This window comes from Flavobacterium beibuense, assembly GCF_004151245.1.
Classification (GTDB): Bacteria; Bacteroidota; Bacteroidia; order Flavobacteriales; family Flavobacteriaceae; genus Flavobacterium; species Flavobacterium beibuense_A.
Genome location: NZ_JUIW01000003.1, coordinates 196,115 through 218,687, shown reverse-complemented (window position 1 = coordinate 218,687; position 22,573 = coordinate 196,115). Strand labels below are relative to the sequence as shown.

At 38.2% G+C, this 22,573-nt stretch carries 26 protein-coding genes; 7 read left to right on the top strand and 19 right to left on the bottom strand.

Annotated features, from left to right (window positions below):
- Nucleotides 1-21: 21 nt before the first annotated feature.
- The 10 genes from NU09_RS04980 to NU09_RS04935 all read right to left on the bottom strand — a co-directional run bounded on the left by NU09_RS04980 (nt 22) and on the right by NU09_RS04935 (nt 9,176).
- Nucleotides 22-837 carry an enoyl-ACP reductase gene (locus NU09_RS04980; protein WP_129750157.1) on the bottom strand — a complete coding sequence of 272 codons (816 nt, stop codon included), beginning with the start codon at nt 835-837 and terminating at the stop codon, nt 22-24.
- A 61-nt stretch (nt 838-898) separates the two neighbouring features.
- Nucleotides 899-2,089 (bottom strand): enoyl-ACP reductase FabV, encoded by a 1,191-nt coding sequence (gene fabV / locus NU09_RS04975; RefSeq protein WP_129750156.1) that lies wholly within the window; start codon nt 2,087-2,089, stop codon nt 899-901.
- Nucleotides 2,090-2,149: 60 nt separating this feature from the next.
- Nucleotides 2,150-3,802, bottom strand: coding sequence for a DNA repair protein RecN (recN, locus tag NU09_RS04970; protein ID WP_129750155.1), 1,653 nt, complete (start codon nt 3,800-3,802; stop codon nt 2,150-2,152).
- A gap of 37 nt (nt 3,803-3,839) precedes the next feature.
- Nucleotides 3,840-4,724, bottom strand: a complete 885-nt coding sequence (locus NU09_RS04965) for a DUF4835 family protein (RefSeq protein ID WP_129750154.1) — start codon at nt 4,722-4,724, stop codon at nt 3,840-3,842.
- On the bottom strand, nt 4,717-5,928 hold the full coding sequence (gene coaBC, locus NU09_RS04960) for a bifunctional phosphopantothenoylcysteine decarboxylase/phosphopantothenate--cysteine ligase CoaBC (protein ID WP_129750153.1): 1,212 nt from the start codon (nt 5,926-5,928) through the stop codon (nt 4,717-4,719). Before coaBC ends, NU09_RS04965 begins: the two co-directional genes overlap by 8 nt.
- A 6-nt stretch (nt 5,929-5,934) precedes the next feature.
- Nucleotides 5,935-6,252 carry a DNA-directed RNA polymerase subunit omega gene (locus NU09_RS04955; protein ID WP_129750152.1) on the bottom strand — a complete coding sequence of 106 codons (318 nt, stop codon included), beginning with the start codon at nt 6,250-6,252 and terminating at the stop codon, nt 5,935-5,937.
- A 9-nt stretch (nt 6,253-6,261) separates the two neighbouring features.
- Nucleotides 6,262-7,068, bottom strand: a complete 807-nt coding sequence (locus tag NU09_RS04950) for an outer membrane protein assembly factor BamD (RefSeq protein WP_129750151.1) — start codon at nt 7,066-7,068, stop codon at nt 6,262-6,264.
- 150 nt (nt 7,069-7,218) lie between these two features.
- A complete protein-coding gene (locus NU09_RS04945) occupies nt 7,219-7,731 on the bottom strand; it encodes a ferritin (RefSeq protein ID WP_129750150.1) in 513 nt (170 codons plus the stop codon).
- 33 nt (nt 7,732-7,764) lie between these two features.
- Nucleotides 7,765-8,643 carry a 4-hydroxy-tetrahydrodipicolinate synthase gene (gene dapA, locus NU09_RS04940; protein WP_129750149.1) on the bottom strand — a complete coding sequence of 293 codons (879 nt, stop codon included), beginning with the start codon at nt 8,641-8,643 and terminating at the stop codon, nt 7,765-7,767.
- 8 nt (nt 8,644-8,651) lie between these two features.
- Nucleotides 8,652-9,176: a DUF6913 domain-containing protein gene (locus NU09_RS04935; protein ID WP_129750148.1), complete on the bottom strand. Its 525-nt coding sequence runs from the start codon at nt 9,174-9,176 to the stop codon at nt 8,652-8,654.
- 51 nt (nt 9,177-9,227) lie between these two features.
- On the opposite strand from NU09_RS04935, the gene NU09_RS04930 reads away from it, so the two are divergent.
- The 3 genes from NU09_RS04930 to NU09_RS04920 are packed head-to-tail and all read left to right on the top strand — an operon-like array spanning nt 9,228 to nt 11,433.
- Nucleotides 9,228-10,007, top strand: a complete 780-nt coding sequence (locus NU09_RS04930) for a 5'-nucleotidase C-terminal domain-containing protein (protein ID WP_129750147.1) — start codon at nt 9,228-9,230, stop codon at nt 10,005-10,007.
- Nucleotides 10,008-10,009: 2 nt separating this feature from the next.
- Nucleotides 10,010-10,915 carry a metallophosphatase gene (locus NU09_RS04925; protein ID WP_129750146.1) on the top strand — a complete coding sequence of 302 codons (906 nt, stop codon included), beginning with the start codon at nt 10,010-10,012 and terminating at the stop codon, nt 10,913-10,915.
- Nucleotides 10,916-10,962: 47 nt separating this feature from the next.
- Nucleotides 10,963-11,433, top strand: a complete 471-nt coding sequence (locus tag NU09_RS04920; RefSeq protein WP_129750145.1) for a hypothetical protein — start codon at nt 10,963-10,965, stop codon at nt 11,431-11,433.
- Nucleotides 11,434-11,467: 34 nt separating this feature from the next.
- Here NU09_RS04920 and ligA read toward each other — a convergent pair whose 3' ends face one another.
- The 5 genes from ligA to rpsF form a co-directional block, all read right to left on the bottom strand.
- Entirely contained in the window at nt 11,468-13,465 is a 1,998-nt protein-coding gene (gene ligA, locus NU09_RS04915) for an NAD-dependent DNA ligase LigA (RefSeq protein ID WP_129750144.1), read from the bottom strand.
- A gap of 118 nt (nt 13,466-13,583) precedes the next feature.
- Nucleotides 13,584-14,051: a DUF6495 family protein gene (locus tag NU09_RS04910; protein WP_129750143.1), complete on the bottom strand. Its 468-nt coding sequence runs from the start codon at nt 14,049-14,051 to the stop codon at nt 13,584-13,586.
- 105 nt (nt 14,052-14,156) lie between these two features.
- Nucleotides 14,157-14,597, bottom strand: coding sequence for a 50S ribosomal protein L9 (gene rplI / locus NU09_RS04905; protein ID WP_129750142.1), 441 nt, complete (start codon nt 14,595-14,597; stop codon nt 14,157-14,159).
- A gap of 15 nt (nt 14,598-14,612) precedes the next feature.
- Nucleotides 14,613-14,909, bottom strand: a complete 297-nt coding sequence (gene rpsR / locus NU09_RS04900) for a 30S ribosomal protein S18 (protein ID WP_114678073.1) — start codon at nt 14,907-14,909, stop codon at nt 14,613-14,615.
- A 2-nt stretch (nt 14,910-14,911) separates the two neighbouring features.
- Nucleotides 14,912-15,253, bottom strand: coding sequence for a 30S ribosomal protein S6 (gene rpsF, locus NU09_RS04895; RefSeq protein ID WP_129750141.1), 342 nt, complete (start codon nt 15,251-15,253; stop codon nt 14,912-14,914).
- Nucleotides 15,254-15,427: 174 nt separating this feature from the next.
- Here rpsF and NU09_RS04890 point away from each other — a divergent pair, with 174 nt between their 5' ends.
- Complete coding sequence (locus NU09_RS04890) at nt 15,428-16,129, top strand: LytR/AlgR family response regulator transcription factor (RefSeq protein WP_129750140.1); 702 nt, start codon at nt 15,428-15,430, stop codon at nt 16,127-16,129.
- On the opposite strand, the gene priA is transcribed toward NU09_RS04890, so the two are convergent.
- The 4 genes from priA to nadC form a co-directional block, all read right to left on the bottom strand.
- Nucleotides 16,126-18,576 (bottom strand): primosomal protein N', encoded by a 2,451-nt coding sequence (priA, locus tag NU09_RS04885; protein WP_129750139.1) that lies wholly within the window; start codon nt 18,574-18,576, stop codon nt 16,126-16,128. The two genes, NU09_RS04890 and priA, sit on opposite strands and share 4 nt — an antisense overlap.
- A 187-nt stretch (nt 18,577-18,763) precedes the next feature.
- Nucleotides 18,764-19,192, bottom strand: coding sequence for a DUF2147 domain-containing protein (locus tag NU09_RS04880; RefSeq protein ID WP_129750138.1), 429 nt, complete (start codon nt 19,190-19,192; stop codon nt 18,764-18,766).
- A 21-nt stretch (nt 19,193-19,213) separates the two neighbouring features.
- On the bottom strand, nt 19,214-20,140 hold the full coding sequence (locus NU09_RS04875) for a YihY/virulence factor BrkB family protein (RefSeq protein WP_129750137.1): 927 nt from the start codon (nt 20,138-20,140) through the stop codon (nt 19,214-19,216).
- Complete coding sequence (gene nadC, locus NU09_RS04870) at nt 20,140-20,997, bottom strand: carboxylating nicotinate-nucleotide diphosphorylase (protein WP_129750136.1); 858 nt, start codon at nt 20,995-20,997, stop codon at nt 20,140-20,142. The genes NU09_RS04875 and nadC overlap by 1 nt, the downstream gene beginning before the upstream one ends.
- 120 nt (nt 20,998-21,117) lie before the next feature.
- Here nadC and NU09_RS04865 point away from each other — a divergent pair, with 120 nt between their 5' ends.
- From NU09_RS04865 to NU09_RS04855, 3 genes are read left to right on the top strand one after another with little or no spacing between them, the layout of a single operon-like run.
- Entirely contained in the window at nt 21,118-21,588 is a 471-nt protein-coding gene (locus NU09_RS04865; protein ID WP_129750135.1) for a hypothetical protein, read from the top strand.
- The gene (locus tag NU09_RS04860; RefSeq protein WP_129750134.1) at nt 21,588-22,082 is read left to right on the top strand and encodes a hypothetical protein; all 495 of its coding nucleotides are present in this window, start codon (nt 21,588-21,590) and stop codon (nt 22,080-22,082) included. The genes NU09_RS04865 and NU09_RS04860 overlap by 1 nt, the downstream gene beginning before the upstream one ends.
- Nucleotides 22,079-22,564 carry a hypothetical protein gene (locus tag NU09_RS04855; protein WP_129750133.1) on the top strand — a complete coding sequence of 162 codons (486 nt, stop codon included), beginning with the start codon at nt 22,079-22,081 and terminating at the stop codon, nt 22,562-22,564. The genes NU09_RS04860 and NU09_RS04855 overlap by 4 nt, the downstream gene beginning before the upstream one ends.
- The last annotated feature ends 9 nt before the right edge of the window (nt 22,565-22,573 follow it).

Genomic DNA, 22,573 nt, shown 5'->3' with positions numbered 1-22,573 from the left:
GTAAAATATATGTTAAAAATATTAATCTTCAGGATATAACTTTTCCATCATAGATGCACTTACACCTGTAGAAGAATACCCTCCATCGTGGAAGAGATTTTGCATGGTTACCATACGGGTTAAATCCGAAAACAATGTAATACAGTAATCTGCACACGATTCGGCATCGGCATTACCCAGTGGGGCTATATTATCTGCATAATCATAAAAGTCACTAAACCCTTTAATTCCTGCACCTGCCGTGGTTTTTGTAGGCGATTGCGATACCGTGTTTACACGTACTTTCTTAGCCACACCATAATGGTATCCAAAACTCCTTGCAATAGACTCCAGCATGGCTTTAATATCTGCCATATCGGTATAAAAAGGATAGGTACGCTGAGCAGCCATATAGGTTAAGGCCACTACACTTCCCCCCTCGCTTATAGCATCCATTTTCTTAGCAACACTAAGCATTTTATGGAATGATAATGCCGAAACATCTATCCCTTTCATAAAATAATCGTAGTTAGACTCCACATAAGGTATTTTTTTACGAATGTTTACACTCATACCTATAGAGTGAAGTACAAAGTCTATCTTACCTCCCAGTATCTCCTGAGCCTGGGTATATAAATTTTCTAAATCCTCTGTATTGGTAGCATCTGCAGGAATTATCTGAGAACCTGTCTTTTCTGCAAGTTCATTAATTTCTCCCATTCTCATGGCTATAGGAGCATTAGTCAATACAAATGTTGCACCCTGCTCATGAGCTTTTTCAGCAACTTTCCATGCAATGGAATTCTGATCCAGTGCTCCGGTAATAATCCCTCTCTTACCTTTAAGTAAATTATTCATATTTCAAATATTTTGGTTAAAATAAAAAGTCCCGCCTTAGCGGGACCTCCATTTATATATCTTATTGTAAACTCTTTACAGGAACAACCTCGTTTACGTCTGCTTTATAATCTACTCCTTCGTAATCAAAACCAAACAGGTTATAAAAGTCTTTTCTGTATCCTTCAAGGTCACCTAACTGTTCAAGGTTTTCAGTAGTTGCCTGTTCCCAAAGCTCAGCCACTTTTTGCTGAATATCATCTCTCATTTCCCAGTCGTCTATTCTTATACGGCCTTTCTCATCAACAGGAATATCTCCACCTGTATAAAGACGCTCTGCATAAAGACGCTGCATCTGTTCTATAGTGCCTTCGTGTATGCCTGCTTCTTTCATTATTTTGTATAATAATGAAATATAAAGCGGAATTACAGGAATAGCAGAACTTGCCTGAGTTACCAATGCTTTGTTTACAGAAACATAAGCCTTAACGTTAAGGTCTTTAAGTTTGTCTGTAATTTCAAAAGCTGTAGCTTCCAAATGGTCTTTAGCACGGCCAATAGTACCTTTTCTGTAAACCGGCTCAGTAAGCGCAGGGCCAATATATGAGTAAGCTACTGTAAGAGCACCGTCTTCAAGAACATCTGCTGCTTTAAGTGCATCCATCCACATAGCCCAGTCTTCACCTCCCATTACGGCAACCGTGTTTTCAATATCATCATCTTTACAAGGCTCAATTGAAATTTCAGTAACCTTACCTGTATGGAAGTCAACTGTTTTATTGCTGAATGTTCCACCAATAGGCTTTAGTACACTACGGTGAGTAACACCTGTTTCAGGATGTGTACGTACCGGAGAAGCAAGACTGTAAATTACAAGATCAACCTTACCAAGGTCTTCTTTAATAAGATTAATAGTCTGCTCTTTTATTTCTTTGGAGAACGCGTCTCCGTTTATACTTTTTGCATAAAGTCCGGCTTTGTTTGCTTCGCTTTCAAAAGCAGCCGAATTATACCAGCCCGGCGAACCCGGTTTGCCTTCGCTTGGTGCTTTTTCAAAAAACACACCTATAGTAGCTGCATCGCTACCAAAAGCACTGGTAATTCTTGATGAAAGTCCGAATCCTGTAGAAGCACCTATAACAAGTACTTTTTTAGCACCGTTAATAGGTCCTTTAGACTTTACATATTCAATTTGATTCTTTACATTTTGCTCAGCTCCCGTTGGGTGGGCAGTTAAGCAAATAAATCCTCTCATTCTTGGTTCTATAATCATACCTAGAAGTAATTTATATCAATACAAATAATTAATTCTTTACAAATATAGGCTGTTTTTTCAGTTGAGCAACGCCTTAGCATGGTTAAGAGCAGAATCGGTAATATCTTTACCCGAAAGCATTTCTGCAATTTCCCTAACCCTCTCATCTTCAGTAAGCAATTTAAGCTCTGAAACTGTTGTATCAGCCTGTGTGGTTTTAAATACTTTATAATGCTGCACGCCTTTTCCTGCAATTTGCGGCAGGTGTGTTATGGCAAACACCTGCATTTCGCTACTCATTACCTTCATAATGTCACCCATCTTATTGGCAATTTCACCCGAAACCCCGGTATCAATTTCATCAAAAATAATGGTAGGAAGCTGAGAATAATTAGCCAGTACAGCTTTTACAGCCAGCATAATCCTGGACATCTCCCCTCCCGAAGCTACCTTTTTAAGCAGCCCGAAATCTGTACCTTTATTAGCCGAAAACAGCAGGCTTATTTCATCCTTACCGTTTGGCGTATAGTTTTCCTTATGTGTAATATTAAACTGAAAACGTGCATTAGGCATACCCAGCTGGGTAAGTATAGCAGTAACCTTATCGGTTAATACCGGTATTGCTTTTTGTCTGTTTTCAAAAATTGTTAAGGCAGTTCCATCAGCTTCCGCTTTTGCTTTTTCCAGTTGAGCTTCCAGTTTTTCTATTGTACTGTCAAGTTCATCTGCCATTACAACCTTACCATCCAGTTCTTCCCTTATAACAATAAGCTCTTCTACAGTAGCTACCTGATGTTTTTTCTGCAGCATGTAAATCAGCTGTAGTTTTTGATTTACCAGTTCCAGCTGCTGCGGATCGTCTGCAAGCTTTTCCGCGTCCTGCCCTACTTCATTGTTTATATCATCAAACTCTATAAGCAGACTGGAAATTCTTTCATGAAACTCATTATACTGGGCACTTATACCACTTATTTTTTGAAGCGAAGCCTTAATCTCTTTAAGATTTTGCAACACTCCCATCTGTTCTTCGTTTGCTATGGAAACTACTCTGGCTAGCGATTCCTTAATAAACTCTACATTACTAAGCTTATCAAGTTCTGCTTCCAGCTCTGCCTGCTCTCCTTCTTTAAGATTTGCTGCCATAAGCTCCTCAAGCAAAAATGTATTGTAATCCTGTTCTTTTGACAATGATTCTTTTTGCTCTTTCGCTTTCTTTAAACCAGACTGTGCCGACTTAACAGCAGTAAGCTCTCCTTTGTACTTAGTAATAAGCGCAGTATTATCTGCAATGGCATCCAGAATCTGCATCTGGTACTGCTCATCAGATAATTCGCGGGTTTGTTGTTGTGAGTGTATATCTATAAGGAAATCGCCCAGTTCCTGGAGCTCCTGCAGGTTTACAGGGCTGTCGTTTATAAATGCACGCGATTTACCACTGGGAAGTATTTCCCTTCTAATTATTGTAATATCCTCATAGTCGAGGTCATTTTCGGCAAAAAATTCCTTGAGGTTATAGCCGTTTATTTTAAAATGTGCCTCGATAACACATTTCTGCTCCTTATCCTTAAGTGATGTCAAATCGGCACGCTTACCCAATACAAGCCCAAGGGCACCTAATAATATAGACTTACCCGCACCTGTCTCACCTGTAATGATAGACAGCTTATCGGAAAACTCGATATCAAGATGCTCTATAAGAGCGAAGTTTTTAATTGATAATGATTGTAGCATATTAAATGGTGGCTGTGTTTTTGCTTACACAAATGTACTATTTAATATTACTCCATTTATTAGAATTAAGCGGAGAAATTCTATTTAAGATATCAACAAGGTCGTTAATACTAACCATAGGCCCTCCCGAGAAAACCGATACAATTTCATCGGCTTTTGCGTCAAAAAACACTCGGGTTAAAAATGCATTTGGCCTTGCCCTGTTAACTTTATTAAGCGTTTTAATAGCTTCAAGTATTTTTTCTTTTCCTGCTTTAGGGTTGTCTGCCATAACATCAAGCCCTAAGCGGTGGTAGTCATAAAGTGCTACCCTAAAATCTTCAAAAGTGTTAGAAAGTACGTTGTCTACCAGTGCAAACCTGGTTTGGTTACCATCCTGCTGGCTCCAACCCTTATAACCACTTTGCTGTGCAGACGATACAATTCTTTGTGCAACCGTAAAGTATGGAGAACCTCCGTTAACCACATAGGTGTCGGCATCCATACCAATAATCATGTTTGCATAAAACGATATAACACTTACAAGGTTTGAGTTAAAACTTTCAGGGTTATATACAAGGTTTTCATATTCCGTGTAACTAAAACCAAAGTCCTTATCGTTATAGTTACAAACCGGAGACTCATAAGTAGAATTAAATACAGGCCTTGCAGACTGTACCTGTAATGTAGCATTAAACTGATTTGATTCGTATGCTGTTACTGTGATAAAAAACGAACAGTTTATTCTTTCGTTTCTTTCAAAATTCCTGCTTGTAAACTTAGTGTTGTTTATAAACTCGGTAAGCGATGTTTGTAATGTTTTAAATATTTGCGGATTAGCATCGGTAATAAAGCTGGCATTAACCTGCACCGTAGCGTTAAGCTCCTGTCCTTTTGCAGTAAAAGAAAGAAACATCAACAATAATCCTAAATATCTATACATTGTACCGTGTTTTAATTTTATTAATAATATCCTGCGCCACCTGTTCTTTAGATTTAAGCTCATGAGGCTCTGTATTAAACGCTGCATCTATAAAGGTAACCTTATTGGTAGGTTTTCCAAAACCTGCTCCTTTATCATTGAGTGAGTTTAAAACAATCAAATCTAAGTTTTTTTTCTTAATCTTTTGCTTTGCATGTTCAATTTCATTCTCGGTTTCAAGCGCAAAGCCTATTAAGTACTGGTGCTTTTTCTTTTCGCCTAACGACTTTAAAATATCGGTCGTTTTTTCCAGCTCAAGCGTAAGATTATCTTCGTTTTTCTTTATTTTCTGGTCGGCAACGTTCTTAGGCCTGTAATCTGCAACCGCAGCTGCAGCGATAGCCACATCCACATCATCAAAATACTTATGACAGGCTTCATACATATCCCTGCCCGAAACAACAGGTACAAGTGTAATGCCGTCACCCTGCACTTTTAAATGGGTAGGCCCGCTAACCAAAATAACCTCTGCACCTTCTTTTGCTGCTGCATGAGCTATATCAAACCCCATTTTACCGGAAGAATGATTACCTATAAAACGCACAGGATCTATAGCTTCGTATGTAGGACCTGCTGTAATAAGTATTTTTTTTCCTCGCAGCGGAAGTTTCCTTTCAATATCCTTTTCAATAAACGCAACGATATTTTCAGGTTCTGCCATACGACCTTCTCCCGAAAGTCCGCTGGCAAGCTCACCGGATTCGGCTGGTATCATGATATTACCATACTCCTGCAAAGCCTTGAAACTGGCAATTGTAGAAGGATGTTTGTACATATCAAGATCCATTGCCGGAGCAAAATACACCGGGCATTTAGCCGATAAATAAGTAGCAAGTAAAAGATTGTCGCAATTGCCCGAAACCATTTTAGACATGGTATTTGCAGTAGCCGGAGCAATTAAAAAGAGGTCGGCCCAAAGGCCCAGTTCGACGTGGTTGTTCCACACCGCGTTTTCATCCTCCTCATCAAAAAAGGAAGAATGAACCGGGTTTTTAGATAATGTGGAAAGCGTTAACGGAGTAACAAAATCTTTAGAAGCAGGCGTCATGACCACGCGTACATCGGCGCCTGCTTTTATAAGTAACCTTACCAGTGAAGCTGTTTTATAGGCGGCAATCCCTCCTGAGATTCCCAGTAATATTTTCTTACCGCGTAAAACAGACATGGTAAATTATTTGTTTGGTTCCCTGTAAGCAACTTTTTCTTCCAGCCACTCCTGTACAGCTAGTGCGTGAGGCTTAGGAAGCTTTTCGTAAAATTTAGACACTTCAATCTGCTCTTTGTTTTCAAAGATCTCTTCAAGACTGTCGTTGTAAGTAGCAAACTCCTCAAGCTTCTCGATCAGTTCCTTTTTAATTTCGGTATTGATCTGGCTTGCTCTCTTAGCTATAATAGTAATAGCTTCATAGATGTTACCTGTAGGCTCTTCAATTTTGCTTTTGTTGTAGGTAACTGTGTTTACCGGAGCAGTTGTCTTCTTTAAATCCATCACTCGTTCTTATTTAGAAAATTTTTGTAATTCCGTTTCAATTTTAGCATACATCTCGTCTGCCTCCTGCTTGTATTTAGTATCAGGCCTGTATTTAAGAAGCGCCTTATAATTTGCTTTTGCATCAAGCAAACGCTCTTCCATTTTACTTGCAATACTGTTTATTGCAAACCTGTAAGAGGAGTCAAACTTATAGAACAAAGCATCTTCCTTAAGTTTTGTACCCGGAAAGTCTATCAAAAAGTTATCAAACGTTTTGATGGCTGCCGTATAATCACCAAAGAAATCAGCCGTTGTATGATACTGCTTAGCTATTTCAAATGCTTTTTTCTCAAGCTTCTCTCTCATCTCCTTTGCTAACTGGTTAGCCTCATCCATGTACTGAGACTCAGGGTATCTGTCTATAAAAGCCTGTAGAGCATCTACCGCCCTATATGTTTCATTTTGGTCTTTAGAGTAAACCGGAGACAGCATATAGTAACATTTAGCACTTAAAAAAGCGGCTTCTTCAACCATATCGCTTTTAGGATAGCTGCTAACAAAGCTGCTAAACTCATAACCTGCATTATAGTACTGCTTTTGCTTGTACATAGACATAGCGTAAATAAAGAACAGTTTTTGCCCTGAAGGTTTCCCTTTCATAACCGGTTTAAGTTTCTCGGCAAGGGTTATCACTTTAGCATATTTTTCTTTTTCATACATTTTTACGGCAACATCATACTGAAGCTTAATATCATCTGATTTTAAGGCTTTTTGGTATTCGTTACACGAAGAAAAAAGTACCGCTAGTAATAATAAATAAAAGTATCTGCTCATGTTTTGTTGTTTACGCCATAATTTGGCCGCAGTTTTAAAAGCAACTGCAAATTTAGTTAATAATTAGAGAATACAAAATCTTTTTTTACGGTTGTAAAACAATAAAAAAAGATGCCCGCAGGCATCTCTTTAAACTGTTTTTATATTTTTTTATTGTACGATATTATGACCTGTAGAAGAAAAAACCTTCATATCATTATCAAACAGGTACAATCCGCCTTTATCATCACCTATTAAGTCTATCTTATCAAGTATCACTTTTGCGGTAGCTTCCTCCTCTATCTGTTCAGAAACGTACCATTGTAAAAAGTTATGTGTAGCATAATCTTTTTCGGATAAAGCAATATCAACAAGATCATTAATGCATTCTGACACCCTAACCTCATGCTTGTAAAGCTGGGTAAAAAGCTTTTTAAAAGAAGTGTAATCCAGTTTAGGTTCTTCAAGAGCAGAGATAGCTGCCTGGCCTCCCCTTTGGTTTACATATTTTACAAGCTTAAGCATGTGCGCCCTTTCTTCATCAGACTGCTTAAACATAAACGTAGCTATACCCTCAAACCCCTTTACTTCTGCCCACGAAGCCATAGCCAGGTAAATTTGTGATGATTCAGCCTCAACTTTTATCTGCTCGTTAAGCGCAGACTGCATTTTATCAGATAACATGGCTTTTCGTTTTAATGGTTTATCACCACTAAATTAACGAATTTTATCAACAAAAGCGTTAAGTCTTCCTGCTAAATCTTCGTTAACATTAACAAGCGGAAGCCTTACTGTATCTTCGCTAAGCCCTAAAGCCTTAAACACGTGTTTGATACCTGCAGGGTTACCCTGTTCAAAAATCATATCAATAGAATCTGCTAAAAGGTAATGTAACTTATAAGCCTCATCTACTTTTCTCTCAAGACCTAACTGCACCATTTGAGAAAACTCTTTAGGGAAGCCCTCGCCTATTACAGAGATTACACCTGCACCACCGGCAAGAACCATCGGAAGGGTAATCATATCATCACCTGATATTACAAGGAAACCTTCAGGAGTACCGTCAATAAGTTTCATTGCCTGAACAATATCTCCGGCCGCTTCTTTAATAGCAACTACATTTTTAAAATCGTTCGCAAGACGTATTACCGTAGACGGAAGCATATTGCTTGCTGTTCTTCCCGGCACGTTGTATAGTATTACAGGAATTGGCGAAGCCCCGGCCACAGCCTTAAAGTGCTGGTAAATACCTTCCTGTGTAGGTTTGTTATAATATGGAGAAACCGAAAGTATAGCTGTAAAAGCAGAAAGGTCACGTGTTTTAAGCTCGCTTACCACCTCATGTGTATTGTTACCTCCCACACCAAGAACAAGCGGAAGTCTTCCGGCATTTGCTTCAATAACAGTCTTTATTACAAGTTCTTTTTCTTCCTTGTTTAAAGTAGCTGCTTCTGCTGTAGTACCAAGAACAACAATGTAGTTTATACCGTTTTCAACCTGGTAATTCACAATTCTCTTTAGCGCATCGGTATCAACTGAAAAATCTTTTTTAAAAGGGGTTACCAGTGCAACACCCGTACCTATTAATGACTGCATAGTTCTGTTTATATTATATTTAGGATTTTTAAATATCTGAAAAGTTCTGCTATATACTCTTTATACCTTTCAGCGCCTTCGGCTATGGTAAAATCGTTAAGCCTTTTGTCTACGTTGGCAAAACCTACCTTAAACTTAGCCTGCGACTCCAGTGTAGCCAGCATAAGCAAAGGCTTCTCGGTATCATAATAGCTTATCAGCATATCAAAAGGGGTTTGCACAAAGGTTTTTATTTCCTCTTTTTTCAACTTGCTTCCTGTCGAGATATCCTTTCTCGTATACACCGGATAATCAAGCTGCGCAGCCTCTTTTGCCGAAACTTTTTTCTTACAAACAAGCAAACTTATGTTTTCTTCTTTTATACCATATCCGGTAATCTCGTTTACAACACGTTCCCTGTCGGTAAACCATGCCTCGTCCATCAACAACCCTACGGTTACCACCTTAGCTGGCATACCTGCGGGTTCATACTGAGCTAAACATTTCTTAATGTTTTTTTTCAGCCCAACGCCCTTAATAAACTTTAAAAACATAGTACCTTTACTTGTTTGATTGCAAAATTAATTTAAATAACCTACAGTACAATGCCATTACCTAAAAAGTATAACACAACGCTAAACAGGTTTGTTTTATTTTTAACTTTCTTATTAATCCTCTCCTGTAGCACAAACAAACTGTACAACAACAGGATTGAAGGAAAAAATATAAGCATTACAACAGAGTACAAAGATAATACCGAAATTGAGAATTTTATTACTCCTTACCGCAATCATATCAATAAAGATTTAGACAGTGTACTGGCCTACTGTCCAGAGACTTTAGACAAGAGCCAGGGTAAATGGCAAACCTCTATCGGCAACCTTATGGCCGATGTTACTTTTGAGACAGCTGACAAACTTTTACTGATCCGCGAAAACAAACATTTAGACATTTGTCTGCTGAATCACGGTGGCATCCGCTCTATAATACCTAAAGGCAATGTCACTACACGAAACGCCTATGAGATTATGCCTTTTGAAAACAGCCTTATAGTTGCAGCCCTTAAAGGCGAACAGGTTAAGGAGATTGCCCAGTATATGATAGACGGCAAAAAACCGCACCCGCTTAGCGGCATGCAGATTGTTATCGATTCCAACAACACCATTAAGAGCATAACGGTACAGGGCAAACCCATAAACGATAGTCAGGTTTATTATGTAGCCACATCAGACTATCTGTTTAACGGCGGGGACAATATGGATTTCTTTAAAAAAGCCATTGCACAGTATGATATGGACTACAAACTTAGAAACCTGCTTATTGATTATTTTAAAGAAGTGGATACGCTTCCGGTTATTACTTCACAACGTATAGTTAACGAATAGCCATGAAAAGAAGAGACTTTATACAGAAAACAGCAGCCGGTTCGGCATTAGTGTTAGGCGGTTTATCGTTAAGCAGTTTTAACGACCCTGTAAAGAAGATTACCATACTACATACTAATGATGTACACAGCCATATAGACCCTTTTCCTGCCGATGATCCTCGAAATGCTAACATGGGCGGTGTAGCAAGAAGGGCGACACTTATAGAAAGCATCAGGCAGGAAAACGAAAATGTACTGCTGCTTGATGCCGGTGATATTTTTCAGGGAACCCCTTACTTCAACTACTATGGCGGAGAGCTGGAATTTAAGCTGATGAGTATGCTAAAGTACGACCTTGCCACCTTGGGTAATCATGACTTTGATAATGGTATAGACGGCTTTTATGCACAACTGCCTCATGCAAAGTTTGATTTTGTATCTGCCAACTACGATTTTAAAAACACCATGCTGGACGGTATTGTTAAGCCCTATAAGGTTTTTGTAAAAAACGGAATAAGGATTGGTGTTTTCGGTTTAGGAATTGAACTTGCCGGACTCGTAGACAAACGTCTTTACAAAGAAACAGTATACAACGACCCTATTGAAGTTACAAAAGACATAACCAAAACCCTTAAACAGGATGAAAAGTGTGATCTAGTTATCTGCCTGTCACACATTGGATTTCTGTATAAAAATGATCCTGATAAAGTGTGTGATATTACACTGGCTCAAAAAACAAGAAACATTGACCTGATTATAGGTGGTCATACCCATACCTTCCTTAAAAAAACTTACATAGAGAAAAACCTTGACGGCGAAGAAGTACTTATCAATCAGGTTGGGTGTTACGGACTTAACCTAGGGCAGGTTGATTTTTACTTTGAGAATGGCTCCAAAACCTTTAACGGGAGAAGCATTACGGTATAGATAATTATAATTATTTATATATTGCGATAACCAACCACAATAATTACATGGAAAAACAGTATTTTAAATATCGTTTTGGTTATATAAATATTGATGATGAAAACCTGTATTTAAACGAAATAGGAAACTGGTCTTACATCGAAAAATTAAAAGAAAAAGAAAAGGCTTCCCCTCCCCAAAAACCTATTACTACAATAATTTACAAATCAATATTCCTTCTTTCATCAATAGTAATATTATTATCTATAATATTTTACAACATGTCATTTATCAATGTAGCAATCATATTTCTTAGCTATTCAGCTATTTATTACTTCGTATTTAAGTATCTCAACCTAAAAACAGATTTTAATTACAAAATTCCGTTATCTAAAATAAACAGCATCACTCAAAAAGGCAATATACTGGAAATAAACTTTCGCCTAAAGGACAATGTTCAAAATCAAAAATTTATATTGGACAAAATTGACCCAAAAGGTTTTGAGATACTTACTCAAATGAATTTACTGAAAAGCTAAGGCGCCTAGTAACTAAGCACCTTAGTATCTATAATTATTTTACAAGCTCTATAAAATCGTCTTCACTTATTATGGCAACACCCAGCTTATTGGCTTTTTCCAGTTTGGCAGGTCCCATATTGTCTCCCGCCACCACATAATCGGTTTTAGCGGAAATGGAACTACCTACTTTACCACCGTTATCTTCTATAGCTTTTTTAAGTTCGTCGCGTGAGAATTTCTCAAACACTCCCGAAACCACCAGCGTTTTTCCGGCTAGTTTATCGCTTACTGTAGTATCTTCTTTTGCTACTGCTTCCAACTGAACCCCATAACCTTTAAGGCGTTCTATAATCTTCTGGTTCTCTTCGTTGGCAAAAAAATCAACCACACTCTGAGCTATCCTCTCACCTATCTCATCCACAAGAATAAGATCCATTAACGATGCTGCCGCAAGATTATCTATAGTTTTATAATGTTTTGCCAGTTTTTTAGCTACAGTTTCACCCACATAGCGTATACCTAAAGCATACAGAACACGCTCAAACGGAATCTCTTTTGACTTTTCAATACCGTTTACAAGGTTCTCTGCCGATTTATCTGCCATACGCTCTAACGGAACAATCTGTTCCTTTTTAAGATCATATAGGTCGGCATAGTTTTCAATAAGCTCTGAGTTGTACAGCAAAGCAACCGTTTCTCCTCCCAGACCTTCTATATCCATCGCCTTACGCGAAATATAATGCTGTACCCTGCCTATAATTTGCGGAGGGCATCCGTAAAAATTAGGGCAGTAATGCTGTGCTTCACCTTCTTTACGCTCCAGTTCGGTAAAACATTCAGGGCACTGGTGTATATAAACCGTAGGCATAGAGTCTTCTGGCCTTTTGGCAAAATCGACAGCTATAATCTTAGGGATAATCTCCCCTCCTTTTTCAACAAAAACCTCATCACCCACACGCACATCCAGTTTTTCAATCTGGTCGGCATTATGAAGCGATGCACGCTTAACCGTAGTACCTGCCAGCTGTACAGGCTCAAGGTTTGCTACCGGAGTAATAGCACCGGTACGACCTACCTGATAGGATATTGAGTTAAGCCTTGTAGAAACCTGCTCTGCCTTAAACTTGTAGGCTATGGCCCATCTTGGTGATTTTGCGGTATAGCCAAGTTCCTCCTGCTGATGCAGGTCGTTTACTTTTATTACCACACCATCAGTTTCATACGGAAGTTCGTGGCGATGGGTATCCCAGTAATCAATAAAAGCCATTACCTCATCTATACTCTTTGCCAGTTTAGCTTCTTTAGGCACTTTAAAACCCCACTGACGCGCTTTTTCAAGCCCTTCAAACTGAGTGGCTATCGGCAGGTTACTGCCTATAATTGAATATAACAAACAATCCAGTGGACGTCTTGCAACCTCAGCACTATCCTGCAATTTAAGACTTCCCGAAGCCGTATTACGCGGATTAGCATAAGGTGTTTCCCCTATTTCAATAAGATCCTGATTCATTTTGGCAAATCCTTCTAACGGAAGTATAATTTCGCCACGAATATCAAACTTTTCAGGATAGTCGCCTTTCAGCTTAATAGGTACGGCACGAATGGTCCTTATATTATTAGTAACCTCATCACCCTGAAAACCGTCACCCCTTGTTACCGCTTTAACCAACCTCCCGTTCTCATAAGAGATACTTATGGAAGCTCCGTCATATTTCAGCTCACAGGTGTATTGCACATCTTCTGTACCCAAACCTTTTTGTACACGCTTTTCCCACTCCAAAAGCTCTTCTTTCGAATAGGAATTATCAAGCGAATACATTCGGTATTCATGCTGAATGGTATTAAAATTCTTGGTAATACTACCACCTACACGTTGTGTAGGCGAATCTTCGTCAAAATATTCAGGATGTTTGGCTTCCAGTTCCTGTAATTGTTTAAGTTTTGCATCAAACTCAAAATCGGAAATGGTTGGGTTATCTAATACGTAGTAATTGTAATTGTGCTGATTAAGCTCTTCCCTAAGCGCCTGAATAGTCTGAAGGATATCCATTTAATAAAAAGTTAGTTTACGGTACTAATTTAGCCAACTTTTAAATAACGGGAAACGATTTTTAATTCAAAAAAATTAAAAACCATTTATTATAAAAAAATCGCCCTAAGGCGATTTATTAAAACATATCTTCAAATTGCTTGTAAAGCTCTCCGTCACTTAAAATTGCGCCTTGTTTTAAAATATCAAAAACTTCGGCATTCCTGTCTTCACCAAACGATTTTTTACCACGTTTGATTTCCACTTCCTTGCTAAAAATATTTTCGTTAAGCCACTGTAGTCCGCCTTCCGTTAAAAAGTCGGCATGAGGCACATGAGAATGAATAACTATACTCTCCATCTCTTCCTTACCCAGCTTAAATAAAAAAATGTGGTTTTTAGAATAATGCTCCAGGTATTCGGTTTGGTTTAGTACACCTTCCCAAATCAGGTCTGAAAAAACATCCAGTTCCTGCTCGGCAACCTCAGGTTTTTCAGCCTTAAGCTTATCCCACTCCGGCTTATCAATTTGCTGTGAAGCTAAAAAGTTAGCAAACTCTTCGTGCAGCTCTTCAAACTGTTCTTTTGTTAACCTTATGTATTTCATACTACTATTTCTGTTATTAACACTTCCCTGTCAATTTTTAGAAAGGAAACAAGTGTAAAAAAAAAGCCTCCCGTAAACGGAAGGCTTTTGCTATAATTTTGATAATTACTGCTCAGCAACGATTTCATACGGAAGCTCAACGATAACATCTCTGTGAAGTCTTACGTTAGCAGTGTACTTACCAGTACGCTTAACGATACCACTGTTGATGAATTTTTTCTCGATAGCCTGACCGTTTTTCTCTAAAGCTTCAGCGATATCTGCATTGGTTACAGAACCAAATAGTTTCTCACCACCTGCTTTAGCAGTAATTTTGATCTCTAATGCTTTAAGAGCTTCAGCTGTTTTCTTAGCGTCATCAACTAATTTCTGCTCTTTAAATGCTCTTTGTTTTAGGTTCTCAGCTAAAACTTTCTTAGCTGTTGGAGTTGCAACAACTGCAAATCCCTGAGGTATTAAAAAGTTACGACCGTATCCCGGCTTAACTGTTACAACATCATCTTTAAAACCTAGGTTTTGTACGTCTTGTTTAAGTATAAGTTCCATAATATTGCCTCCTTTTTATTTTAATAAATCAGCCACATATGGCATTAATGCTAAATGACGTGCTCTTTTTACAGCTACAGACACTTTTCTTTGGTATTTTAAAGAAGTACCTGTTAAACGACGAGGAAGGATTTTACCTTGCTCGTTAACAAATTTCAATAAAAAGTCAGGATCTTTGTAATCTACATATTTGATACCTGATTTTTTGAAACGGCAATACTTTTTAGTCTTGTTCGTCTCTATGTTTAAAGGCGTTAGATATCTGATATCCCCGTCTTTTTTTCCTTTAGCTGACTGTTCTATACTTGACATAATTAGTTTGCTTTAGCTTTTAGTTTTTCTCTTCTTCTCTCTGCCCATGAAATAGCGTGTTTGTCAAGAGCTACCGTTAAGAAACGCATAATTCTCTCGTCACGTCTGAATTCAGTTTCAAAACCGATAAGGATATCAGCAGGTGCCTGAAATTGTAATAAATGGTAAAAACCACTTTTCTTGTGCTGGATTTCATAAGCCAGTTTTTTAAGGCCCCAGTCCTCTTTTGCCACGATCTCGGCCCCTTTAGAAGTAAGATAATCTTCGAACTTACTTACTGTTTCCTTTACCTGGGTTTCAGATAAAACGGGATTCAAGATGAAAACAGTTTCATAATGATTCATAATACAATGTATTTATTTGTTATAAAATTGGGTGCAAATTTAGTCAATAAAATTAAACCTGCAAGCGCAAAAAGTAGTTTTTTAAAAGTTAAAAAGTAGATTTTTTATCTATATTTGTATTTATCCAAACTAAAACAAGAAAAACATTGCTAAACGTTACAAATCTAACTAATCATGAAACTTAACTGTGTTGTTGTTGACGATAGCACAATACATAGGATCACGATTGCCAAGCTCGTAAACGATCACCCGGATCTAAACCTGGTAGGTGATTTCTCTAATGCATCGGAAACACGTAATTGCATACTGAGCAAACCTGTTGACCTTTTGTTTCTGGATATAGAAATGCCGGTACAAAGCGGGTTTGACCTACTTGACGGGCTTAAAAAAAGACCTCAGATTATTGTTGTATCGTCTAAACCCGATTATGCGCTTAAAGCATTTGATTATGCTGCAATAGATTACCTGCATAAACCTATTACAAAAGACCGCTTTAATAAAGCCGTTGAAAAAGCGCTTAACCTGCAGAACCTTAAAAAGGAAGGAACGGAAGACGAAGGTGATTTTATCTTCATAAAAAGTAACCTTAAGAACTTTAAGATTTTTATCTCTAAGATTAAGTGGATTGAGGCTTATGGCGATTATGTAAAGATTATTACCGAAGACGAAAATCATTTGGTGCTATCTACCATGAAGTCTTTTGAGAACGAACTTCCAAGCGACAAATTTATGCGTGTTCACAAATCGTTTATTATAAACATAGACCGCATAGAACGCTTTAACAGCAAATTTGCTGAGATTGGCCCGGTAAAAATTCCGCTGAGCCGAAACAAAAAGGAAGAACTCGCGCAGGCGCTTAACAAATCGTCGTCTTAATAAGGATCTACGTTAACTGTAATCTTTATTGATTTATATTGCGGGACAGCGTCAAAACTGTCCAGTATCTTTCGTATTGCCTTTTTCGTACCCCCCAACGAATTCCCCTGAGGCAGTTTTATCATTATCGTACGGATGTACTCATTTCTTATTCTGCTGATTGCAGGTTCTTCAGGACCAAGTACTGGCATATTTAAATTTTGAGACAACACATTGTACACCCACAGTGCGCCATCCTTTAGCTTTTCATAATCCCTTTGGCGTAGCGTTAGCCTTATAAGCCTGTAAAAAGGAGGATATTTAAAGTTATGCCTTTCATACACCTGCTCTTTATACATGGCCGGATAATCGTTATCGGTAACCTGTTGGATTATATTGTGCAACGGATTATAGGTTTGAATAAGCACCTTACCCCTAACATCCTTACGCCCGGCTCTCCCTGCTACCTGAACCATCATTTGGAAAGCACGTTCAAAAGCACGAAAATCAGGCTGATACAGCATATTATCAGCATTAAGGATACCTACCAGGCTTACATTATCAAAATGCAGTCCTTTGGCAAGCATCTGTGTACCCACCAGTATATCTATTTCCTTATTTTTAAAGGCATCTATAATTTTTTCGTAACCAAATTTACCCCGTGTGGTATCCTGATCCATTCGCCACACATTTTTAGTCGGGAACAGCTCTTTAAGTTCCATTTCTATCTGCTCTGTCCCAAAACCTTTGGTAGACAAATCGGTCGAGTGGCACTGATGGCAATGCGTAGGGTTTGCAATACTATAGCCACAGTAATGGCAGCGCAACTGGTTTTTAAACTTATAGTAGGTTAAACTCACATCACATTGCGGACATTGCGGTACGTGCCCGCAGGTCATACATTCCACCCATGGTGAAAATCCTCTCCTGTTTTGAAACAATATTACCTGCCTGCCCTCGCTCAACGCTTCGGCAATAGCTTCATTAAGCGTATCGCTAAAGTGGCCCGTCATGCGTTTGCGCTTGTATTTATCCTTAAGATCTACCAATACAATCTCGGGAGGCATTACGTTTCCGTATCGCTCCTTAAGTTCCACATAACCATATTTCCCTCCGATAGCATTGTAGTAGGTTTCTATTCCCGGAGTAGCCGACCCAAGCAGCACCTTAGCATCAAACATTCCGGCAAGCACTATAGCCGCATCACGGGCGTGATAGCGCGGCGCAGGATCCTGTTGTTTGAATGTTTGCTCATGCTCTTCATCTATAACTATTAGTCCGAGATCCTTAAACGGAAGGAATAAAGCCGATCTTGCCCCTATTATTACCCTTGCTTTTTCGGAATCCTCCAATACGTGTTGCCAGGTTTCTATACGTTCGTTATTGGAATATTTTGAGTGGAAAACCGCCACCTGATTACCAAAATAAGCCGTTAACCTAACAACCAACTGAGTGGTAAGGGCTATTTCGGGCAACAGGTATAATACCTGTTTACCACTATTTATAAACTCTTCTATTAGTTTTATATAAATCTCGGTCTTACCACTGGAGGTTATACCATGCAGCAGCGTAACCTGAAATTCCTCAAAACTATCTTTAATTCCATCAAAGGCTTCCTGCTGTTTAGGACTTAATCCAAACGCCGAATCATCTGCCTTTTCAAACTGCACACGGTCTTCTTCAAGATGATATTCCTCAAAAATATCTTTATCTACAAGCGATTTCACCACCGCTGCCGTAGCTCCCGAAGCCTCCATAAAATGCTTTACGGCTATCGGTTTCTTTTCCCTTGCCTGCAACTGGAAATAATACATTACCGCTTCCCTTTGTTTTTGGGCGCGGGATAGTATTTCCATCAGTCCGCTCAGGTTGTCTTCCTGAAGGAACTCAGGCTGCATCCTAATATAGCGTATGGTTTTTGGCTTGTATTTTTCATTTATTTCTTCCTGTAGCGATATGGCATTCTTAGCAATAAGCTTATTGATTACCGGCAGGGTTGTCTTTTTGTTGAGAATGGCTGCCACCTCCTGTATTTTGAGTGCCGACTGCGTTTGCAGCGCTTCATATACAAGATACTCCTCATCAGAAAGCTGAGTATCATTTATACTGAAATCTTTCTTAGAAGTAATAATGGTTTCACTTTCTAAAAGATAGCCGCTTGGCATAGCCGATTTATACACATCGCCTATACTACACATGTAATAAGAAGCTATCCATTCCCAGTGCTTTAACTGAATTTCGGTTACTATAGGAAAATCATCCAGTATCTGATGAATTTCTTTTGCCTGATAAAGTTGTGGCGGAGTTTGATGCAAATCGATAACAAGGCCTGTATAAATTTTATTACGCCCAAAAGGTACTGCCACACGCATGCCTTTTTTTATAAAACCATACTCTGCCTCATTAATGGCATAAGTAAAGGGTTTTGGCAGCGCTAACGGTAAAATTACTTCTATAAAAAAGGGCATACAGGCTTGTAGTTAGATTTTAATACAAATATAAAACAACCGGATAATATATTTAAGGCTTGCTGTATTGATATTCACTCATACAACTTAACCAACTTAGCATCTTAACAACTCAGAAACTAAAAAATAAAAAAAAACACTCCGTTACCGGAGTGTTTTCCCTCTATTGTGTTTGTTTATTTGGTATTTACTTTACCCTGTGCCACGTTTGGGAACGACCGATGAACGAAAATCCAACGTATCCCCTTACATCAAGCTTGTCCTTACCATCAAGCTTAACGGTACAGCTGTAAAGTTTTCCTTTATTAGGATCAAGAATATCACCATCGGTATATTCATCACCATCTTTTGTAAGTCCTTTTATAATTACAAGTCCTAAAATAGGCTTGTCTTTATCCGCACCCGAACATTTAGTACATTTTGCATCTTTCTTCGCCGGATTTAGTATCTCTACTACTTTTCCGTAAATTTTACCATCCTTCTCATAAATCTCTACAATAGATTTTTCCTCACCAGTCTCATCATCAATGGTTTTCCATTTTCCGGTTACCTGAGCACTTGCCGAAAATACTCCGGCTATTGCAATAAACAATACTGTTAAAAAGTACTTCTTCATAAAAAATGCATTTAAGTTTTGTTAAATATATAAATTTTTCCGTTTTAATTTATGAATTAACGCATTTAATTCGAATCCTAAAAGCAAAATAAAACAGTTAATCCATATGTAAAGCATAAGTACAAGAAGCGTACCAATTGATCCGTATAGTTTATTGTACTGCGCAAACCTTAGCACGTAAATACCGAATACATAAGACGTTATTACAAACAGTATAGTGGTAAAAACCGAACCATAGCTAAAGAATGCTGCACCCTTCGTCTCCTTAGCTGCAAACTTAAAGAGCAACGAAGTAATTGTTAATACCATAAGGATAAGGAAAGCATAACGGCCAAGTTCTAAATAAATAACATCATCGGTTAAAAAGCCACGGCTTTTAAGCTGCTCTATAATTACCTGTAATGTAACGATAGCCGCAACAGTGATCAGTAATATTACAGACAGCATTAGCGACAGCCCGATTGCAACTGCATACTGCCTGAAATAGCTGCGTTTTATGGTAATGTGCAGTGACGACTGAAATCCGCTAAGGATGGCGTTCATTCCGTTAGACATCAGTAGAATGGCCAGCAAGATACCTGTAGAAAGGAGGCTGCCGTAACTGTTTTCCATAATATCGTCCAGAATGTCCTTTATGGCATAAAAAGTATTGGGCGGAACGTTTTCCTGCACAAACTGCATAAAGTCGGCCTGAAAGCCCTGTACCGGAATTTTAGGTATAAGGTTAAGTATAAACAGCGCAAAAGGAAACAGCGACATAAAAAAGCTGAATGCAATGGCACCGGCACGGTAAGACACGTCGCCTTTTACAATACCGGTTATATAAAGCTCTGTAAGGTGATACAGCGTAAGCCCCTCCCCCCATGGCAGCTTGATACTTTTACCAAACTTTACCAGGTACTTTATAACGGGCGTGCGCTCCAGTTTATGTTCCAGTTCTAGTGACATTAAAAGGCTTTTAAGCTTAAGTCAAGATTATAGATTGAATGGGTTAACGCCCCCGATGATATAAAGTCTACACCACACTCGGCATAATGGCGCATGGTATTTTCGTTTATACCTCCCGACGATTCGGTTTGGCAGTAATCGCCAATAAGCGCTACGGCCTCTCTGGTTTGCTCATAATCAAAATTATCAAGCAATATACGGTGTACACCCGGGTTTGCTATTATTTCGCGAACCTCATCCAAATCACGTGCCTCAACAATTATCTTAAGGTCAAGATTATTAGCTTTAAGATACTCGTTTGTTTTTGTAATGGCCTGGGTAATTCCACCTGCAAAGTCGATGTGGTTGTCTTTAAGCATTACCATATCATACAGGGCAAAGCGGTGGTTTTCGCCCCCTCCTATTTTCACGGCCCATTTTTCCAGTGCGCGTATTCCCGGAGTGGTCTTGCGGGTATCCAATACTTTTGTACCCGTACCTTCCAGTATATCTACATATTTTTTTGTCTTTGTTGCAATGGCACTCATACGCTGCATGGCGTTAAGCACAAGCCTTTCGGCTTTAAGGATAGACTGCGAACTACCAGAAACATGAAAAGCTACATCGCCATATTTTACGGGAGTACCATCCTGTAAAAACACTTCTATTGCAAGGTTTGGGTCTACATAGGCAAATACCTGTTTTGCAAAGTCTACCCCGGCAAGTATGCCTTCGTCCTTTACTAAAAGTTTAGCGCGTCCTGTAGCTGTTGCGGGTATACAAGCCAGCGAACTATGGTCGCCGTCACCTACGTCTTCCCTTATGGCATTTGCAATAATTATATCGAGTTCTTTTTGAAATTGAGTATCCGAAATCATCAGTATTTATTATAGTAACGCTAAAGTAATGGTTTTTTTTGGAAATGGGAAGCGAATGTTTGCAGAGGTAACGTAAGGGTAATTTTCTATATTTGCTTTATAACCTTACTTACCACACCAATGCAAAACCTACTTAACGAAAAAGATTTTGTCAAGCCAGTAAAATACAATCCGTGGAAATGGTTTATTACCTACTACGGGATAGCGTTTGTTTTTTTGGGACTTGTAATAAATCTGGTAAATATTATTCCTCATCGAATTACATCAATTGCCTCTGTAGCAATGTTCGTATTTATTATGACTTCTCCATTCATAATGGTTTTTGGAAAAAACAAAACTATTTACCATACCGACTACCCAACGCTTATTACTGCTGTAACACTAATGGCTTTTAACTCTTGGTTTTTTACTACATTACATATCAAGCTTGGAGAAGCTTTAAAGTTAAATAACTTTTCTCTACTGCTACCCGGACACTTTTTTAAACGTCAGGATTTTACAGGGTTATTAGTTTTTATGATTTATGGAGCCGTTTCATTACTTATTATTCTATTTATTGTAAAATATAAACGTAAAAAAGCAACTATATAATGCAAAACCTACTTAACGAAGAGGAATTTATACAACCTAAAGCCTATAACCCCTGGAGATGGTTCTTCCTGTGCTATGGAATTGAAATAAGCATTGTATTCCTTTTTAATATGATATTATTTTTTTTCGGACAGCCGGACATGACTCTAAACATTTCAACCATTGCCTTATACATTTGCATTGGCTCAATATTCCTGTTACCCTTTGTAATTACTTTCGGAAAAAAAAAGAATATCTACAAAACACAATATAAGACTATTTTATTAGCCGTGATGCTGGGAGTGTACTGCTCTTATTTCTTTTCTATACTATGGCGATTAACAATGGGGTTTATAAATGGTATGAACAAAGACAGTTTAACTTCTATCATTGATGAAAAAATATTTATGGGGGTATTATTTATGACTCTTTATGGAATCGTCTCATTTTTACTATGCCTGCCTATTTTAATTTACCTTCGTAAAAAGAAGCAAAAACAGATTATTACAGCATGAATGATTTATTAAGCGAAGAAGAATTTTTACAACCTAAACCTTACAATCCGTGGAAGCGGCTTATAATGTTTTATAGTATTGCAGCTATACAGACATTTTTGCTTGGATTAACCATTTTTTTGGCAGACGATAGCGGTATCTGTATTTTACAATCTGTTATATATGGAGCATGTGTGCTGTTTATACCTTTTGTTTTAGTTTTTGGAAATAAAAAGTTTATCCTATCAAAAAATAGTATAATAGCTCTAGGTTTATTAATCTTAAATTTTGTTTATAGTTTATTATTCTTTATCCCCGCAATAATAGGATCTGTCTTGAATGCTAATTTTCCTGACAGAGAAGCCCTTGCTTTTGCATTAGTAATTATTACCTCATATATATTTACAACTCCATTTATTTTTATAATGAAGTATTTCAGCTTAAAAAGAATCAAAAAGGAAAACAAAACTGCTGTTGAAAAGCACATTAGAGATTTCTCCTAATGTTGAAAT

Coding starts and splice junctions, on each gene's coding strand:
- NU09_RS04980 (WP_129750157.1), bottom strand. CDS start 837: ATGAATAATTTACTTAAAGGTAAGAGAGGGATTATTACCGGAGCACTG.
- fabV (WP_129750156.1), bottom strand. CDS start 2,089: ATGATTATAGAACCAAGAATGAGAGGATTTATTTGCTTAACTGCCCAC.
- recN (WP_129750155.1), bottom strand. CDS start 3,802: ATGCTACAATCATTATCAATTAAAAACTTCGCTCTTATAGAGCATCTT.
- NU09_RS04965 (WP_129750154.1), bottom strand. CDS start 4,724: ATGTATAGATATTTAGGATTATTGTTGATGTTTCTTTCTTTTACTGCA.
- coaBC (WP_129750153.1), bottom strand. CDS start 5,928: ATGTCTGTTTTACGCGGTAAGAAAATATTACTGGGAATCTCAGGAGGG.
- NU09_RS04955 (WP_129750152.1), bottom strand. CDS start 6,252: ATGGATTTAAAGAAGACAACTGCTCCGGTAAACACAGTTACCTACAAC.
- NU09_RS04950 (WP_129750151.1), bottom strand. CDS start 7,068: ATGAGCAGATACTTTTATTTATTATTACTAGCGGTACTTTTTTCTTCG.
- NU09_RS04945 (WP_129750150.1), bottom strand. CDS start 7,731: ATGTTATCTGATAAAATGCAGTCTGCGCTTAACGAGCAGATAAAAGTT.
- dapA (WP_129750149.1), bottom strand. CDS start 8,643: ATGCAGTCATTAATAGGTACGGGTGTTGCACTGGTAACCCCTTTTAAA.
- NU09_RS04935 (WP_129750148.1), bottom strand. CDS start 9,176: ATGTTTTTAAAGTTTATTAAGGGCGTTGGGCTGAAAAAAAACATTAAG.
- NU09_RS04930 (WP_129750147.1), top strand. CDS start 9,228: ATGCCATTACCTAAAAAGTATAACACAACGCTAAACAGGTTTGTTTTA.
- NU09_RS04925 (WP_129750146.1), top strand. CDS start 10,010: ATGAAAAGAAGAGACTTTATACAGAAAACAGCAGCCGGTTCGGCATTA.
- NU09_RS04920 (WP_129750145.1), top strand. CDS start 10,963: ATGGAAAAACAGTATTTTAAATATCGTTTTGGTTATATAAATATTGAT.
- ligA (WP_129750144.1), bottom strand. CDS start 13,465: ATGGATATCCTTCAGACTATTCAGGCGCTTAGGGAAGAGCTTAATCAG.
- NU09_RS04910 (WP_129750143.1), bottom strand. CDS start 14,051: ATGAAATACATAAGGTTAACAAAAGAACAGTTTGAAGAGCTGCACGAA.
- rplI (WP_129750142.1), bottom strand. CDS start 14,597: ATGGAACTTATACTTAAACAAGACGTACAAAACCTAGGTTTTAAAGAT.
- rpsR (WP_114678073.1), bottom strand. CDS start 14,909: ATGTCAAGTATAGAACAGTCAGCTAAAGGAAAAAAAGACGGGGATATC.
- rpsF (WP_129750141.1), bottom strand. CDS start 15,253: ATGAATCATTATGAAACTGTTTTCATCTTGAATCCCGTTTTATCTGAA.
- NU09_RS04890 (WP_129750140.1), top strand. CDS start 15,428: ATGAAACTTAACTGTGTTGTTGTTGACGATAGCACAATACATAGGATC.
- priA (WP_129750139.1), bottom strand. CDS start 18,576: ATGCCCTTTTTTATAGAAGTAATTTTACCGTTAGCGCTGCCAAAACCC.
- NU09_RS04880 (WP_129750138.1), bottom strand. CDS start 19,192: ATGAAGAAGTACTTTTTAACAGTATTGTTTATTGCAATAGCCGGAGTA.
- NU09_RS04875 (WP_129750137.1), bottom strand. CDS start 20,140: ATGTCACTAGAACTGGAACATAAACTGGAGCGCACGCCCGTTATAAAG.
- nadC (WP_129750136.1), bottom strand. CDS start 20,997: ATGATTTCGGATACTCAATTTCAAAAAGAACTCGATATAATTATTGCA.
- NU09_RS04865 (WP_129750135.1), top strand. CDS start 21,118: ATGCAAAACCTACTTAACGAAAAAGATTTTGTCAAGCCAGTAAAATAC.
- NU09_RS04860 (WP_129750134.1), top strand. CDS start 21,588: ATGCAAAACCTACTTAACGAAGAGGAATTTATACAACCTAAAGCCTAT.
- NU09_RS04855 (WP_129750133.1), top strand. CDS start 22,079: ATGAATGATTTATTAAGCGAAGAAGAATTTTTACAACCTAAACCTTAC.